The 13683-nt window shown below is 68.7% G+C and carries 16 protein-coding genes; 13 read left to right on the top strand and 3 right to left on the bottom strand.

Translation table 11 applies throughout. The annotated features are described in order from the left end of the window. Positions 1 to 64 precede the first annotated feature (64 nt). The 5 genes from phnC to ACZ5MJ_RS32215 all read left to right on the top strand — a co-directional run bounded on the left by phnC (position 65) and on the right by ACZ5MJ_RS32215 (position 3867). On the top strand, positions 65 to 919 hold the full coding sequence (gene phnC / locus ACZ5MJ_RS32195; protein WP_115214878.1) for a phosphonate ABC transporter ATP-binding protein: 855 nt from the start codon (positions 65 to 67) through the stop codon (positions 917 to 919). 57 nt (positions 920 to 976) lie between these two features. Next, positions 977 to 1969, top strand: a complete 993-nt coding sequence (gene phnD, locus ACZ5MJ_RS32200; RefSeq protein WP_464225138.1) for a phosphonate ABC transporter substrate-binding protein — start codon at positions 977 to 979, stop codon at positions 1967 to 1969. 83 nt (positions 1970 to 2052) lie between these two features. Further along, positions 2053 to 2865 (top strand): phosphonate ABC transporter, permease protein PhnE, encoded by an 813-nt coding sequence (gene phnE, locus ACZ5MJ_RS32205; protein WP_464225139.1) that lies wholly within the window; start codon positions 2053 to 2055, stop codon positions 2863 to 2865. 4 nt (positions 2866 to 2869) lie between these two features. Beyond that, on the top strand, positions 2870 to 3406 hold the full coding sequence (locus tag ACZ5MJ_RS32210) for a phosphonate degradation HD-domain oxygenase (RefSeq protein WP_464225140.1): 537 nt from the start codon (positions 2870 to 2872) through the stop codon (positions 3404 to 3406). Continuing rightward, positions 3403 to 3867 carry an N-acetyltransferase family protein gene (locus ACZ5MJ_RS32215; protein ID WP_464225142.1) on the top strand — a complete coding sequence of 155 codons (465 nt, stop codon included), beginning with the start codon at positions 3403 to 3405 and terminating at the stop codon, positions 3865 to 3867. Before ACZ5MJ_RS32210 ends, ACZ5MJ_RS32215 begins: the two co-directional genes overlap by 4 nt. A 202-nt stretch (positions 3868 to 4069) precedes the next feature. Here ACZ5MJ_RS32215 and phnN read toward each other — a convergent pair whose 3' ends face one another. From phnN to phnF, 3 genes are all read right to left on the bottom strand, one after another. Then, entirely contained in the window at positions 4070 to 4663 is a 594-nt protein-coding gene (gene phnN, locus ACZ5MJ_RS32220; RefSeq protein WP_464225143.1) for a phosphonate metabolism protein/1,5-bisphosphokinase (PRPP-forming) PhnN, read from the bottom strand. Beyond that, a complete protein-coding gene (locus tag ACZ5MJ_RS32225; RefSeq protein WP_464225144.1) occupies positions 4660 to 5385 on the bottom strand; it encodes a DUF1045 domain-containing protein in 726 nt (241 codons plus the stop codon). Before ACZ5MJ_RS32225 ends, phnN begins: the two co-directional genes overlap by 4 nt. A gap of 147 nt (positions 5386 to 5532) precedes the next feature. Further along, positions 5533 to 6267, bottom strand: coding sequence for a phosphonate metabolism transcriptional regulator PhnF (gene phnF, locus ACZ5MJ_RS32230; RefSeq protein WP_464225145.1), 735 nt, complete (start codon positions 6265 to 6267; stop codon positions 5533 to 5535). A 178-nt stretch (positions 6268 to 6445) separates the two neighbouring features. On the opposite strand from phnF, the gene phnG reads away from it, so the two are divergent. The 8 genes from phnG (at position 6446) to ACZ5MJ_RS32270 (ending at position 13654) form a co-directional block, all read left to right on the top strand. Continuing rightward, entirely contained in the window at positions 6446 to 6940 is a 495-nt protein-coding gene (phnG, locus tag ACZ5MJ_RS32235) for a phosphonate C-P lyase system protein PhnG (RefSeq protein WP_464225146.1), read from the top strand. Position 6941: 1 nt separating this feature from the next. After that, complete coding sequence (phnH, locus tag ACZ5MJ_RS32240) at positions 6942 to 7559, top strand: phosphonate C-P lyase system protein PhnH (RefSeq protein ID WP_464225147.1); 618 nt, start codon at positions 6942 to 6944, stop codon at positions 7557 to 7559. Position 7560: 1 nt separating this feature from the next. Further along, a complete protein-coding gene (locus ACZ5MJ_RS32245) occupies positions 7561 to 8685 on the top strand; it encodes a carbon-phosphorus lyase complex subunit (RefSeq protein WP_464225148.1) in 1125 nt (374 codons plus the stop codon). Then, the gene (locus tag ACZ5MJ_RS32250) at positions 8682 to 9584 is read left to right on the top strand and encodes an alpha-D-ribose 1-methylphosphonate 5-phosphate C-P-lyase PhnJ (protein ID WP_464225149.1); all 903 of its coding nucleotides are present in this window, start codon (positions 8682 to 8684) and stop codon (positions 9582 to 9584) included. The genes ACZ5MJ_RS32245 and ACZ5MJ_RS32250 overlap by 4 nt, the downstream gene beginning before the upstream one ends. Further along, complete coding sequence (phnK, locus tag ACZ5MJ_RS32255) at positions 9581 to 10357, top strand: phosphonate C-P lyase system protein PhnK (protein ID WP_464225150.1); 777 nt, start codon at positions 9581 to 9583, stop codon at positions 10355 to 10357. Before ACZ5MJ_RS32250 ends, phnK begins: the two co-directional genes overlap by 4 nt. A 5-nt stretch (positions 10358 to 10362) precedes the next feature. Continuing rightward, the gene (gene phnL / locus ACZ5MJ_RS32260; protein ID WP_464225151.1) at positions 10363 to 11088 is read left to right on the top strand and encodes a phosphonate C-P lyase system protein PhnL; all 726 of its coding nucleotides are present in this window, start codon (positions 10363 to 10365) and stop codon (positions 11086 to 11088) included. A gap of 27 nt (positions 11089 to 11115) precedes the next feature. Next, positions 11116 to 12333: an alpha-D-ribose 1-methylphosphonate 5-triphosphate diphosphatase gene (locus tag ACZ5MJ_RS32265; RefSeq protein ID WP_464225152.1), complete on the top strand. Its 1218-nt coding sequence runs from the start codon at positions 11116 to 11118 to the stop codon at positions 12331 to 12333. A gap of 223 nt (positions 12334 to 12556) precedes the next feature. Beyond that, entirely contained in the window at positions 12557 to 13654 is a 1098-nt protein-coding gene (locus tag ACZ5MJ_RS32270; protein WP_464225153.1) for a substrate-binding domain-containing protein, read from the top strand. The last annotated feature ends 29 nt before the right edge of the window (positions 13655 to 13683 follow it).

A 13683-nucleotide genomic window follows, 5' to 3' on the forward strand; every position in this document is an offset into this window, starting at 1 on the left:
CAAGTCATCGTTCTGTCATCCACCCCGGCCAGAATGCGCAGGTCATTCAAGTCAGGGAGTCGCCATGACGCACGCAATTGAAGTCCGCGGGCTTTCCAAATCGTTCCGCGCGGACCGCAAGGCGCTTGACGATGTCACGCTGCAGATCGCGCCAGGCGAGATGGTCGCCCTGCTGGGCGCATCGGGATCGGGCAAGTCCACGCTGCTGCGCCATGTGGCGGGATTTGTCACCGGCGATGCCGGCGCCGGCGAGATCCTCGTGAACGGGCGCCACGTGCAGCGCAACGGCCGCCTGGCCGGCAATGTGCGCAAGGTGCGGGGCGAGATCGGTTTTGTGTTCCAGCAGTTCAACCTGGTGGGCCGTCTTCCGGTCATCACCAACGTGCTGGTCGGCATGCTGGCCCGGGTACCCAAGTGGCGCAGCCTGCTGCGCATCTTCAAGGCCGATGAAGTCCAGAGCGGGCTCGATGCGCTTGCGCAAGTTGGTATAGACGACTATGCGTTTCAGCGGGCTTCGACGCTGTCGGGCGGGCAGCAGCAGCGCGCGGCCATCGCCCGCACGCTGGTGCAGAACGCAAAGGTAATCCTGGCCGATGAACCGATCGCTTCGCTCGACCCGGAATCCTCGCGCCGTGTGATGTCGCTGCTCAGGCAGATCAACCGCACGCGCAAGGTCGCGGTGCTGGTGTCGCTGCACCAGGTGGACGTGGCCATGCGCTACTGCCCCCGGGTGGTGGCGCTGCGCCACGGCAAGGTGGTCTATGACGGCCCCTCCGCGGCGCTCACGCCCGGCATGCTGCGCGATCTCTACGGCACGGAAGCCGACGAGCTGCTGCTCGATTCCGTTCCGGAAGAAGACGAATCCACCACGGCCATGCCGGCACCGGCAATGGTCACGATGCACCTGGCAGCCGCCTGAACGGCCGCCGATCCGCGAAATCGCTTTAACCCAAACCGTTTCCCACCGGAGTTGTCCATGCTTCGCAGAACCTTTCTCGCCGTCGTGGCGTCGGGCGTGGTCGCCCTGCCCGCTTTCGCGCAGGATGCCAAGAGCCTGAACATCGGCTTTATCTCGACCGAATCGTCGTCGAACCTGAAGTCCGCCTGGCAGCCGCTGATCGACGATCTCAGCAAGACGCTGGGCGTTCCGGTCAAGCCGTTCTTTGCTTCCGACTATGCCGGCATCATCGAAGGCATGCGCTTCAACAAGGTGCAGATCGCCTGGTTCGGCAACAAGTCGGCGATGGAGGCCGTGGACCGCGCCAGCGGCGAGGTCTTTGCCTCGGTGATCGACAAGGACGGCAACCCGGGCTACTGGTCGCTGCTGATCGTCAACAAGGACAGCGACCTGAAGAGCGTCGAAGACGTGATCAAGCGCGGCAAGGATCTCAGCTACGGCGCCGGCGATCCCAACTCCACCTCGGGCACGGCGGTGCCGGGCTTCTACCTGTGGACCGCCAACAAGGTCGATCCCAAGACGCTGTTCAAGGCCGTCCGCATCGGCAACCACGAGACCAACCTGCTGTCGGTGCTGAACAAGCAGGTGGACGTGGCCGTGAACAACACGGAAAACATGGAGCGCTATCGCATCAACACGGGCAAGAACGCCTATGACCAGGTGCGCGTACTGTGGAAGTCGCCGCTGATCCCGGCCGACCCGATGGTCTACCGCAAGGACCTGCCGCCGGAAATGAAGAAGAAGATCCAGGCCTTCTTCGTCAACTACGGCAAGGGCGCCGACGCCGCGCGTGAAAAGCAGGTGCTGACCACCCTGACCTACCAGGGTTTCCGCACCGCGAGCGATGCGCAGCTGGTGCCGATCCGCCAGATCGAGCTGGCCCGCGAGAAGGCCAAGATCGAATCGGACACCACCCTGGCCGCCGCCGACAAGGAAAAGCGCCTGGCCGAGGTGGGCCGCCGCCTGGCTGAGCTGGACAAGGCCGCCGGCCACGCCACCAGCACGCAATAAGTACGCACCACCGGGGCCGACGGCGCAAGCCGCCACCGGCCCCGCATCGATTTCGCTTCCCCCGCTTGATTCCGGATCGCTCCATGACTGTCACCGCCAGGCCCGGCCTGCCTCCCACGCCCCAAAGCAACGTGCGCCCGCCGCGCACCTCCCTTGCCGTGATGCTGACCTGGGCGGTCCTGCTGGCCATGCTGGCCCTGTCCTGGCAAGGCGCCGACATGCGCCCGCTGGACCTGGTGCGCGACTCGGGCAACATGGCAAAGTTTGCCGCCGACTTCTTCCCGCCCAACTTCCGCGACTGGCAGCACTACCTGGATGAAATGCTCGTCACCGTGCAGATCGCGCTGTGGGGCACTGCCCTGGCCGTGGTGATGGCGGTGCCGCTGGGGCTGCTGTGCTCGGCCAACATCGTGCCGGCGTGGGCCTACCAGCCCGCGCGCCGCATCATGGACGCGTGCCGCGCCATCAATGAGATGGTATTTGCCATGCTGTTCATCGTGGCCGTCGGCCTGGGCCCGTTTGCCGGCGTGCTGGCGATCTGGATCCACACCACCGGCGTGCTGGCCAAGCTGTTCGCCGAAGCCGTGGAGGCCATCGACCCGCGCCCGGTCGAAGGCGTGCGCGCCACCGGCGCCGGCCCGCTCGAGGAGATCGTCTACGGCGTGATTCCGCAGGTGCTGCCGCTGTGGCTGTCGTTCGCGCTGTACCGCTTCGAATCCAATGTGCGCTCGGCCTCGGTGGTGGGCATCGTTGGTGCCGGCGGCATCGGCACCGTGCTGTGGGAGATCATCCGCAGCTTCCAGTATGGTGAGACCTGTGCGGTGATGATCATCATCATCCTCTTTGTCTCGGCCATCGACATCCTCTCCGCCCAGATCCGCAAGGTACTGGTCTGACACCATGCTAACCCTGTCCCGCATCGAAACCCTGTTTGCCGACCACGGCAACGCCTGGTACGGCGGCGAAGCCGTCAGCCAGACCGCGCACGCGCTGCAATGCGCGCAACTGGCCGAACAGGCCGGCGAGCCGCAGCCGCTGATCGTCGCGGCCCTGCTCCACGACGTCGGCCACCTGCTGCTGGCCGAAAGCACCACCACCGACATGCGCCACCAGGAAGCCGCCGCCGATGCGCTGGCCGGGCTGTTCGGCGACGACGTGACTGAACCCGTGCGCCTGCACGTGGCGGCCAAGCGCTATCTGTGCGCCGTTGATCCCGAATACTTCGCCACCCTGTCGCCGGCTTCGGTGCAGAGCCTGGCGCTGCAAGGCGGTCCGTACAACGCCGCGCAGGCCGATGCATTCGCCGCCGGCCACCATGCCGCCGCCGCGGTACGCCTGCGCCGCTACGACGACCTGGCCAAGGTGGTCGACCTGGCCACGCCGCCGCTGGCGCACTATCTGGATATGGCCGCGCGTTGCGCGCGGAATGACGCATGAACACCATGACCGAAGTCGTGCTTGCCCTGCGCGAAGTGCGCGGTTCCGACGCGGAGTTGCGGCACCTGTCCGCGCTGCTGGCCGCGATGGACGACGAACCGCCGCTGCCGCTGGCCATCATGCGCGAGCGCTACGCCACCATGCGCCGTTATCCGGACTACCGCTGCTACATGATGGTGGATGAGGACGAGGTGCCTGTCGGCACCTTCAGCCTGCTGGTATTTCCCGTGATGGTCCACGACGGGCGGCCCGAGGCCATTGTCGAGGCCGTGGTAGTGGCGCCGTCCGCGCGCGGCATGGGCATCGGCAAGGCGATGATGCGTGAGGCCATGCGCCTGGCGCGCGAGGCCGGTGCGTCCAAGCTGGCGCTGTCGTCCAATGCGCGGCGCCTGCAGGCCCACCGGTTCTATCGACAGCTCGGCTTCATCGAGCACGGCATCAGCTTCAGCATCGGACTGTGATGGCAAGGCCAGCAGGCGGATGCTGCGCTCCACGCACTGGCTAGTGTCCTGTTCCGTAGATAACTTGGCAAAATGAAATCGCCCAGTTGGTCGTCAGGCTAGGCGCGAGGAGGCGCCATAGCCGTAGCTATGGCAACGACGAGCAACGACGCATGGCGGCCAACTGGGCGATTTCATGGCAAGGTATTTGCGGAACAGGACACTAGCTTAAGGTTAATGCGCTGCCCGGTGTCGCGCCGACCAGCCGCGCGAACGCCTCCGCGGCGTTTTCCAGCGCCCCGCTGTTGTCGAACTCGACCAGCCGGCACCCTGCCGGCACGGGGAACGCCTGCGCCGCGCGCGCGAGGCGCCTGGCAATCGCTGCTTCCGACTCGCGGCCACGCTGGCGCAGCCGCGAGGCCAGCACCTCTGGCCGAACGCGCACGTGCACCGCGCACAGCTTCGGGTAGCGCGCCACCGCCTGCGGCAGATACTCGCGCGAGCCATTGACGATCACCTTCAGGCCCCTGGCCAGCCACTGCTCGATCTCGATGCCGATGCCGTAGTGCAGCCCGTGGCTCTGCCAGTCCAGCGCCAGGCAGCCGAGCGCCTGGCGGCGCCGGAACTCATCCCGGGTCAGAGCAACGGAGGCCTCGTTGGCATCGGCCTCGCGGGTGATATAGCGATGTGCGATGACAATGCGGTCGTCCTGCCCGAGCCGCTCGCGCAGCGCGCGCAGCAGCGAGTCCTTGCCGCTGCCGGATGGCCCCATCAGGTAGAACAGGCCGTGTCCGTCGGCCGTGGTGTGTGCGTTCATGCGTCCAGGTGCGCCGCGCCGGCGCCGTCGGTGGTGCTGCCGTTGAAGCCGTAGTGGCGCGCAACGATAAAGTCGTCGCCCGGAGCCGGCTGCGCGAATACGCTGATGCCGTCCACATGAAGCGGCGTCTGCAGCAGCTTGCCGCTGGCAACCTCCAGGCGCTCGATCGCGGCGCGCTGGCTGGCGGCGTCGAGCATGCCGGTCAGCGTGATATGGAAAACGAAGGTGCCGAACACGTAAGGGTAACCCCAGGCGCCGAGCATGCGGCGCTCTTCGTCGGTCAACTGGTCCGGCTTGCGCCTGGCGACCTCCTCCGCGGAGGGCGGTGCGCGGAAACGCTCGAATGCCAGCACGCAGGCATCGGCCAGCGCGTGCATGGGCGGCGAACCGCCATCGGCCAGGACCCAGGCGACAAAGCCGCGCAGCGCGCGCAGCGCCAGCGGCGCGCTGAACGGCGCCAGGCCGCGCACGAAGTCACGGGCGGTGGCATCGAGCATCGGACCGCTGGTGCCCTGCGCAAGCTGGAATGGCGGCTTCAGCGTGGCGTGCAGGCCGTAGTGGGCCGGGGCCCTGACCCAGTCTGCAGGCGGTGGCGCCACGCCTTCAGGGGCTGGCAGCCGGGCGCCGGTATCGGCGTCGCGGCCCAGCCACTGGCTGCCAAACTTGTGCAGGGGCCCGGATGGCGTCAGGTAGATGGCGTAACGGTGCGCTGCGTGCGTCATGCGGCAAGGTTACCAGCGGCGTCTGACGCCCGGCATGGCGGCCGCGCTGGTCTGGTGGTGTGGACGGGCCACATGTTAGCCAAGGCAGATGACAGCCGGATGTCTAGACCAATGACGGCACACCGGCGACCGGTGGCGCAGCCGTCCTCAGTCATGGTCGGACACCGTCAGCTGCACCCAGTCGCCCGCAAACCGCACCACGCTGTACTGCACCGGTGCCCCGTCGATATCGACGTTCAGCGCCTCCACCTGCAGCACCGGGCGCGTCTTGGGCTGGTTCAGCAACCGCGCCACCGGCGCGCTGGGCATGGCCGCCGTGATGCGCGACCACTTGCGCGTGTAGTCGGCTATGCCGAAATGCGCCAGCGCGCGCGACACCGATTGCCTGGCGCGCAGCACCTCGTCGATACCAGGGAAGCGCTTGAGATCGAAGTAATGCTCGGCAACGTCGATGGTGCGGTCCTCGGCCTTGCCGATCATCTGCACGTGCAGGATCTCGGCCGTGCGCGGCAGCCCAAGCTGCTTGGCGACGTCCGGCGCGCGCACCACCTGGCTGTCGATGATCTCGGTGTGTCCGCGCACGCCCTGCGCGGCCAGGTTCTGCGAGAACCGCGTGCGGCGCCCGATCGCATAGTCGATTGCATGCTCCTGCACGAAGGTGCCGCGGCCCTGCTCGATCCGCACCAGCCCGCTCAGCTCCAGCTCGCCCATGGCGCGGCGGATGGTGTGGCGGTTCACGGCAAAGCGGGTGGCCAGTTCCGGCTCCGGGGGCAGTTGTTCGCCGGGCAGGTACAGCTTCTTGCGGATATCGTCCGCCAGCGCCTCGCCAATCTGGCGCCAGACGGCCACGCCCGAACCCCGCTCCACTTCTCGATCTGACATCTTGCGCTGCCTCTTGTCATCAAGCGTTCACCAATCCCATGCGATTGTGCCTCAGTTTGCGCCCCGCGGCGCCGGTGCCCGAGCGATGCCCTGCCCCGTCATGAAACGTTCATCTGCATGTGGTCTAGTAGCTGCGTGTTCCAGCAATAACATCTAAACGTATAGACGTATAGGGGTGATGATGCAAAGCGAAACCGCGCAGGCCCTTGCCGACCATAGCGCCCGCGCCGCCTGGCTCCGGGTCCTGGCGACCGCGCCCACCGACGCGCTCGACGGCGCCTACCAGCGGCTCGGCCAGGCGCAGGCCCTGCCGGCCTACCGGCTGCTGCGCAAGCCGGAGTCCGGCATGGCGATGGTCCGGGCCCGGGCAGGCGGTACCGGTGCCCAGTTCAACCTGGGGGAAATCACGGTCACGCGCTGCGCGGTCGTGCTGGAGGACGGCGCAGCCGGCGCCACCGCGGGTGTGGCCTATATCCAGGGCCGCAGCGCCAGCCATGCCGAACAGGCAGCGGTGCTGGACGCGCTGCTGCAGCGCCCGGCCTGGCACCAGCGCGTGCAGGAACTCGTGCTCGCGCCGCTGGCCGGCGCACAGGCCGAGCGCGCCGCGCACGCGGCGGCCACCGCCGCCCAGACCCGCGTCGAGTTCTTCACCATGGTCCGGGGAGAGGACTGACATGACTGCCACCCAACCGACCCTGCCCGCGCCGGCCGCCTCGCTGCTGCCGGGCTTCAATAACCCGGTCGACGACGCCCAGCAGGTGTTCCGCGCCGCGCTGCAGGCGTTTGCCCATCCCGGCCAGCTGCAAACGCTGCCCGTGACCAGCGGCCTGCCCGACGGCCTGTCGCCCGCGCTGGCCGCGCTGCTGCTGACGCTGGCCGATCCCGATACCCAGGTCTGGCTGCCCGCCGGCGTGCCGGCGGCGGCACGCGCGTTCCTGCGCTTTCACTGTGGCTGCCCGCTTACCGATGATGTCGGCACCGCGGCCTTCGTATGTGTGCCCGCCGGATACGCCATGCCGGCCCTGGCGGACTGCGCGCAGGGCGACCCGGCGTTCCCGGACCGCTCGGCCACGCTGCTGGTGGAAGTCGCCTCGCTGACCGACGGCGACCCCCTCACGCTGCGCGGCCCCGGTATCGACACCACGCAGTTGCTGCGCCCGGCCGGTCTGCCCGCGGACTTCCGCGCGAGCTGGCGTGCCAACAACGCCGGCTTCCCGCTCGGCGTGGACCTGCTGCTGGCCAGCGGCGAGCGCTTCTGCGCCCTGACACGCACCACGCTGGTGGAGGAATGACATGTACGTAGCCGTCAAGGGAGGCGAACGCGCCATCCTCAACTCGTACCAGATGCTCGATGCCTACCGCCGCGGCGATACCGCGGTGCCGGAACTCACGCTGGCGCAGATCCGCGAACAGATGCCGCTGGCGGTATCGCGCGTGATGGCCGAGGGCTCGCTGTACGACCCGCACCTGGCAGCGCTGGCGCTCAAGCAGGCCGCCGGCGACCAGATCGAGGCGATCTTCCTGCTGCGCGCCTACCGCACCACGCTGGCGCGCTTCGGCTATACCCAGCCGGTCGATACCGGCGCGATGCGCCTGCAGCGCCGGATCTCGTCCACCTTCAAGGACGTGCCGGGCGGCCAGGTACTGGGGCCAACCTACGATTACACCCAGCGCCTGCTGGATTTCTCGCTTGAAGCCGGCCGCGATCCCGAAGCGCTGCCGCCCTCGCCCGAACCCCTCGCCGCCAGCATGCCGCGCGTGACCGGGCTGCTGGAAGCCGACGAACTGGTCGAGGCCGACGCGATCCCCCCCGGCGACCCCACGCCGCCCGACCTGACGCGAGAGCCGCTGGCCTTCCCGGCCAACCGCGCCGCGCGCCTGCAGAACCTGGCGCGCGCCGATGAAGGCTTCCTGCTGTCGATGGGCTATTCCACCCAGCGCGGCTACGGCAACTCGCACCCGTTCGCGGCCGAGATCCGCTACGGCACGGCCGAGGTCGAACTGTTCGTGGAAGAGCTTGGATTTGCCGTCACCATCGGCGAGATCGAGCTGACCGAATGCCAGATGGTCAGCCAGTTCGCCGGCAATGCCGACGAGGCCCCGCGCTTCACGCGCGGCTACGGGCTGGTGTTCGGCTACAACGAGCGCAAGGCCATGTCGATGGCGCTGGCCGACCGCGCCATGCGCGCCGAAGAGCTGGGCGAGGCCGCCGACGCCCCGGCCAACGATATCGAATTCATGCTGTACCACAGCGACAACGTCGAGGCTTCCGGCTTCGTGCAGCACCTGAAGCTGCCCCACTACGTGGACTTCCAGGCCAACCTGGAACTGCTGCGCCGGCTGCGCGCGGACCAGGATGGCGCCGTGTCCGCTCCCGTTCAGACGCAACCGCAGCCGCAAGAGGAGACGCTGGCATGACCTCCGCCCAAGCTACCCAGTCCACGGGCATTGCCCGCGACGACCATTACAACTTCGGCTACCTCGACGAGTCAACCAAGCGCATGCTGCGCCGCGCGCTGCTCAAGGCCGTGGCGATTCCCGGCTACCAGGTGCCCTTCGGCAGCCGCGAGATGCCCCTGCCCTACGGCTGGGGCACCGGCGGCATCCAGGTGACCGCCGCCATCATCGGCAAGGATGACGTGCTCAAGGTGATCGACCAGGGTTCGGACGACACCACCAACGCCATCAATATCCGCCGCTTCTTCGGCCGCGTCACCGGCGTGCAGACCACCGAGCGCACCGCCGAGGCCAGCATCATCCAGACCCGCCACCGGATCCCGGAAACCCCGCTGCGCGCGGGCCAGACCATGGTGTTCCAGGTGCCCATCCCCGAGCCGCTGCGCTGGCTGGAGCCGAGCGAGGGCGAGACCCGCACCATGCACGCGCTGGCCGAGTACGGCGCGATGCACGTCAAGCTGTACGAGGACATCGCCCATCACGGCCATATCGCCACCACCTACGACTACCCCGTGATCGTCAACCAGCGCTACATGATGCGGCCGTCGCCGATTCCCAAGTTCGACAACCCCAAGCTCGACCGCAGCCCCGCGCTGATGCTGTTCGGCGCCGGGCGCGAGAAGCGCGTCTACGCGGTGCCGCCCTTTACCGCGGTCAAGAGCCTGGACTTTGCCGACCACCCCTTCACCGTGGAAAAGTGGTCGAGCTGCTGCGCCCAGTGCGGTGCTACCGACAGCTACCTGGACGAGATCATTACCGACGACGCCGGCACGCGCCTGTTCGTGTGCTCGGACACCGAATACTGCGCCGACCGCCAGGCGGCCCAGGCCGTCAGGACCGCTGCCGGAGGTGCCCGATGAGCACCACTCCACTGCTGTCGGTGCGCAACCTGACGCGCACCTGGGACGGCCTGCACGGCTGCCATGACGTCAGCTTCGATCTGTACCCGGGCGAGGTGCTGTGCGTGGTGGGCGAATCGGGCTCCGGCAAGAGCACGCTGCTGCAGGCCTTGTCGATGCAGGCCCCGGCGCAGCGCGGCAGCGTCAGCTACGACATGCGCGAGTCCGGCCTGACCGACCTGGCCACGCTGTCCAGCGCGCGCCTGCGGCTGCTGGCCCGCACCGACTGGGGCTTCGTGCGCCAGCACGCGCGCGACGGCCTGCGCATGCAGGTCAGCGCCGGCGCCAATATCGCCGAGCGCCTGATGGCCGTGGGCGAGCGCCACTACGGCAACCTGCGCGAAGTCGCCGGCAACTGGCTGGAGAAGATGGAGATCGACCTGGCGCGCCTGGACGACGTGCCCGGCACCTTCTCCGGCGGCATGCAGCAGCGCCTGCAGATCGCGCGCAACCTGGTCACGCACCCGCGCCTGGTGTTCATGGACGAACCCACGGCGTCGCTGGACGTGTCGGTGCAGGCCCGCCTGCTGGACCTGCTGCGCCGCCTGGTGGCGGACCTTGGCCTGGCAGCCGTGCTGGTCACGCACGACCTGGCCGTGGCGCGGCTGCTGGCGCACCGCACGCTGGTCATGCAGGGCGGGCGCGTGGTGGAGCAAGGCCTGACCGACCAGATCCTCGACGATCCCCAGCATCCGTACACGCAGTTGCTGGTCTCTTCCATCCTGCAGGGCTGACGACGATGCACGCAGAACACTCCCAGAACCTGGTCGAGGTCCGTGGCCTCGGCAAGATGTTCACGCTGCACAACCAGGGCGGCATCCGCCTGCCGGTGCTGCGCGCGATGGATTTCGATGCCGCGCGCGGCGAATGCCTGGTGCTGTCCGGGCCGTCCGGCACCGGCAAGAGCACCCTGCTGCGCTGCCTGTACGGCAACTACCTGGCCACCGAAGGCAGCATCCGCCTGCGCGATACCAGCGCCGAGGGCGAGCCTTGGGTCGAGCTGACCGATGCCCCCGAACAGCGCGTGCTGAAGCTGCGCCGCGACGTGATCGGCTATGTCAGCCAGTTCCTGCGCGCGATTCCCCGCGTCGGCGCGCTCGACGTCGTGGCCGATCCGCTGCGGCAGCGCGGCGCCAGCCATGAGGCAGCCCGCGCCCGCGCGTCCGAACTGCTGGCGCGGCTGAACCTGCCGCGCCGCCTGTGGGACCTGCCGCCGGCCACCTTCTCCGGCGGCGAGCAGCAGCGCGTGAATATTGCGCGCGGGCTGATCGGGGGCCATCCGATCCTGCTCCTGGACGAACCCACCGCCTCGCTCGACGCCGACAACCGCGCCGTGGTGGTCGACCTGATCCGTGAAGCCCTGGCCGAAGGCCGCGCGCTGATCGGCATCTTCCACGACGAAACCGTGCGCGATGCCGTCGCCACCCGCCTGCTGCCGTTGCACCCCGCCACCGCCCTAGCCTGAATCGAACTGCCCAGAACGGAGCCAGACATGTCTGCGACCTACCTGACCCACGCCACCCTGGTGCTGCCGGACCGCGTGCTGCATGACAGCGCGCTGCTGATCGCGGATGGCCGCATCGCCGCCATCGAACCGGCACCCGCCGCCGTGCCCGCCCACGCAACGGTGATCGACCTGCATGGCCACACCGTGATGCCGGGCCTGGTCGACGTGCATTGCGACGCCATCGAGAAAGAAGTCGAGCCCCGCGCCAGCGTGCTGTTCCCGCTGGACTTTGCCGTGGCCCAGGTCGACCGCCGCAACGCCGCGGCGGGCATCACCACGCCGTACCACGCGCTGTCCTTTGCCGGCAACCAGTTCGGCGTGCGCAATGTCGAGACCGCGGCCGCGGTGGTACGCACGGTAGCCGCATATCGCAGCCACAGCCTGGTCGACAACCGCATCCACTGCCGCTACGAGGTCACCGATACCGGCGCGGTGCCGGTGCTGGAAGCCCTGATGGCCGAGGGCGTGGTCGACCTGCTGTCCGTGATGGACCATTCGCCGGGCCAGGGCCAGTTCAAGACCATGGACGCCTACCTGGCCTACATGATGGGCAACCACGGCATGAGCCGCGAGCAAGCCGCCGACGCCGCCCACAAGAAGGCCGCCGCGCTGGAGGGCGCGCATGAGCGCGTCAACCGGCTGGTGGCCAGCGCGCATGCGCTGGGTATTCCTACCGCCAGCCATGACGACGACTCGCCGCAGCGCATTGCCGCCATGCAGGCGCTGGGCGTGCGCATGAGCGAGTTCCCGATCAACCTGGAAACCGCGCAGGCCGCCTACGCCCACGCGCTGCCGACCATCCTGGGCGCGCCCAACGTGCTGCGCGGCAAGAGCCAGAGCGGGTCGATGCGCGCCATCGACGCAATCCATGCCGGCGTGGGCACCATCCTGTGCTCGGACTACCAGCCGTCCACGCTGATCGCCGCCGCGTATGCCGCCGCGCGCCTGGCCGACCTGCCGCTGAACGAGGCGCTGGCGCTGGTCACCGCCAATCCCGCCGACGCCTGCCTGCTGGACGACCGCGGCCGCCTGGCGCCGGGGTTGCGCGCGGACGTGATTGCCGTGTCCGGCGTCGCCGGGCTGCCGATGGTCACGCATACCTGGTCCGGCGGGCGGCTGGTGTTTGCGGCCGGGTATCCGTCGGTGCGGCACGTGGGGGATATCCCCATGCCGCGCGAGACCGCGCTGCGCGAGGTGGCCTAGGCAGCCAGGTCCACGCCAGATCCCCGGGCACGCCCGGCAGGCGCACCTTGACGCAGACAGTCGTGACGTAGGCCGGGCGCCGCCCTTCCCACCGGATGTCATCCCCCTGTCATCCAGCCCACTCAGAATGCCGTCCAGACAGGGTGCAGGCACCCGTCCGCCAGCCGCCTTCTGCGGCAGTGCAGCGACGGAATGCCTTGACGCCCGTTTTTTTCCGCCTTCAATGAAAACGTTTTCATCCGGAGCCGCAAGCGTGAATCGCAAGGATCCCGCCGGGGCCAGGTCCGATACGACGGCCGGCGCCACCCTGATCGACGTGGCGCAAGCCGCGCGGGTTTCGCTCGCCACCGCATCGCGCGTGTTCAGCAGCCCGCACCTGGTGCGCGACAGCACGGCCCAGCGTGTGCACGAGGCGGCGCGCCGGCTCAGCTTTCGCCCCAACCTGCTGGGCAGCAAGCTGCGCGCCCAGCAGACCCGCATGATCGGCGTGATGCTGCCGACGCTGGAAAACGCGGTGTTCGCCGAGTGCTGGCACGGCATCGAGGAAGCCGCGCTGGCGGGCGGCTATTCGCTGATGCTGGTCACCAGCGGCTACGAGCCGGCGCGCGAACGCGAGCGTGTGGAATACCTGCTGCGCCATCGCGTGGACGGCATGGTGCTGACCGTGGCCGACGCGGCGCGCAGCACGGTGCTGGATCAACTCGACGGCGAGGGCGTGCCCTACGTGCTGGCGTACAACCAGGCCGGGCCGCGCAGCCGGCGTCATTCGGTATCGGTGGACAACCGGCGCAGCGCCTGCGCCGGCGTGGAGGCCCTGATCGCCGCCGGGCACCGCCGCATCGCCGTGGTGTCGGGCGCCTTTGTCGCCTCGGACCGCGCGCGCCAGCGCTTTGCCGGCTATCAGGACGCCATGCGCGCGCACGGGCTGAAGCCCGCCGCGCCAGTCTGCCTGCCATCGCACACCGCCAGCAATGCCGGACAGATCGGCGCGCTGGTGCGGGCAAACGATGCGCCCAGCGCCTTTTTCTGCACCAATGACCTGCTGGCCATCGGCGTGATCTCCGACCTCCGGCGCCTCGGCCTGAGCGTGCCGCGCGATATCTCCGTGCTGGGCTATGACGGGATCGCGCTGGGCAACGTGGTCGAACCGCCGCTGGCCACCGTCGTGCAACCCAATGCGGAGATTGGCGCCGGCGCCGTCGCCCGGCTGCTTGCCCGGCTGCACGATGGCGGACGCGCCTCGGCGGCGCTGCCGCGCGTCACGCTGCTGCCGCACGCGCTGCGCGTCAACGGCACCGTGGCCGCCCCGCCGTCACCATAACCGCGCCGAATCGCGCCTGACCGCCTGCG

The sequence above is a fragment of the Cupriavidus sp. LA-1 genome (assembly GCF_055385985.1).

What these genes read in the sequence shown, in the direction of transcription:
- ACZ5MJ_RS32225 (WP_464225144.1), bottom strand. Translation starts at nt 5,385, where the DNA reads ATGACGCACGCAGCGCACCGTTACGCCATCTACCTGACGCCATCCGGG.
- phnC (WP_115214878.1), top strand. Translation starts at nt 65, where the DNA reads ATGACGCACGCAATTGAAGTCCGCGGGCTTTCCAAATCGTTCCGCGCG.
- ACZ5MJ_RS32270 (WP_464225153.1), top strand. Translation starts at nt 12,557, where the DNA reads ATGAAAACGTTTTCATCCGGAGCCGCAAGCGTGAATCGCAAGGATCCC.
- ACZ5MJ_RS32245 (WP_464225148.1), top strand. Translation starts at nt 7,561, where the DNA reads ATGTACGTAGCCGTCAAGGGAGGCGAACGCGCCATCCTCAACTCGTAC.
- phnN (WP_464225143.1), bottom strand. Translation starts at nt 4,663, where the DNA reads ATGAACGCACACACCACGGCCGACGGACACGGCCTGTTCTACCTGATG.
- ACZ5MJ_RS32265 (WP_464225152.1), top strand. Translation starts at nt 11,116, where the DNA reads ATGTCTGCGACCTACCTGACCCACGCCACCCTGGTGCTGCCGGACCGC.
- phnL (WP_464225151.1), top strand. Translation starts at nt 10,363, where the DNA reads ATGCACGCAGAACACTCCCAGAACCTGGTCGAGGTCCGTGGCCTCGGC.
- phnE (WP_464225139.1), top strand. Translation starts at nt 2,053, where the DNA reads ATGACTGTCACCGCCAGGCCCGGCCTGCCTCCCACGCCCCAAAGCAAC.
- phnF (WP_464225145.1), bottom strand. Translation starts at nt 6,267, where the DNA reads ATGTCAGATCGAGAAGTGGAGCGGGGTTCGGGCGTGGCCGTCTGGCGC.
- ACZ5MJ_RS32250 (WP_464225149.1), top strand. Translation starts at nt 8,682, where the DNA reads ATGACCTCCGCCCAAGCTACCCAGTCCACGGGCATTGCCCGCGACGAC.
- ACZ5MJ_RS32215 (WP_464225142.1), top strand. Translation starts at nt 3,403, where the DNA reads ATGAACACCATGACCGAAGTCGTGCTTGCCCTGCGCGAAGTGCGCGGT.
- phnK (WP_464225150.1), top strand. Translation starts at nt 9,581, where the DNA reads ATGAGCACCACTCCACTGCTGTCGGTGCGCAACCTGACGCGCACCTGG.
- ACZ5MJ_RS32210 (WP_464225140.1), top strand. Translation starts at nt 2,870, where the DNA reads ATGCTAACCCTGTCCCGCATCGAAACCCTGTTTGCCGACCACGGCAAC.
- phnG (WP_464225146.1), top strand. Translation starts at nt 6,446, where the DNA reads ATGATGCAAAGCGAAACCGCGCAGGCCCTTGCCGACCATAGCGCCCGC.
- phnD (WP_464225138.1), top strand. Translation starts at nt 977, where the DNA reads ATGCTTCGCAGAACCTTTCTCGCCGTCGTGGCGTCGGGCGTGGTCGCC.
- phnH (WP_464225147.1), top strand. Translation starts at nt 6,942, where the DNA reads ATGACTGCCACCCAACCGACCCTGCCCGCGCCGGCCGCCTCGCTGCTG.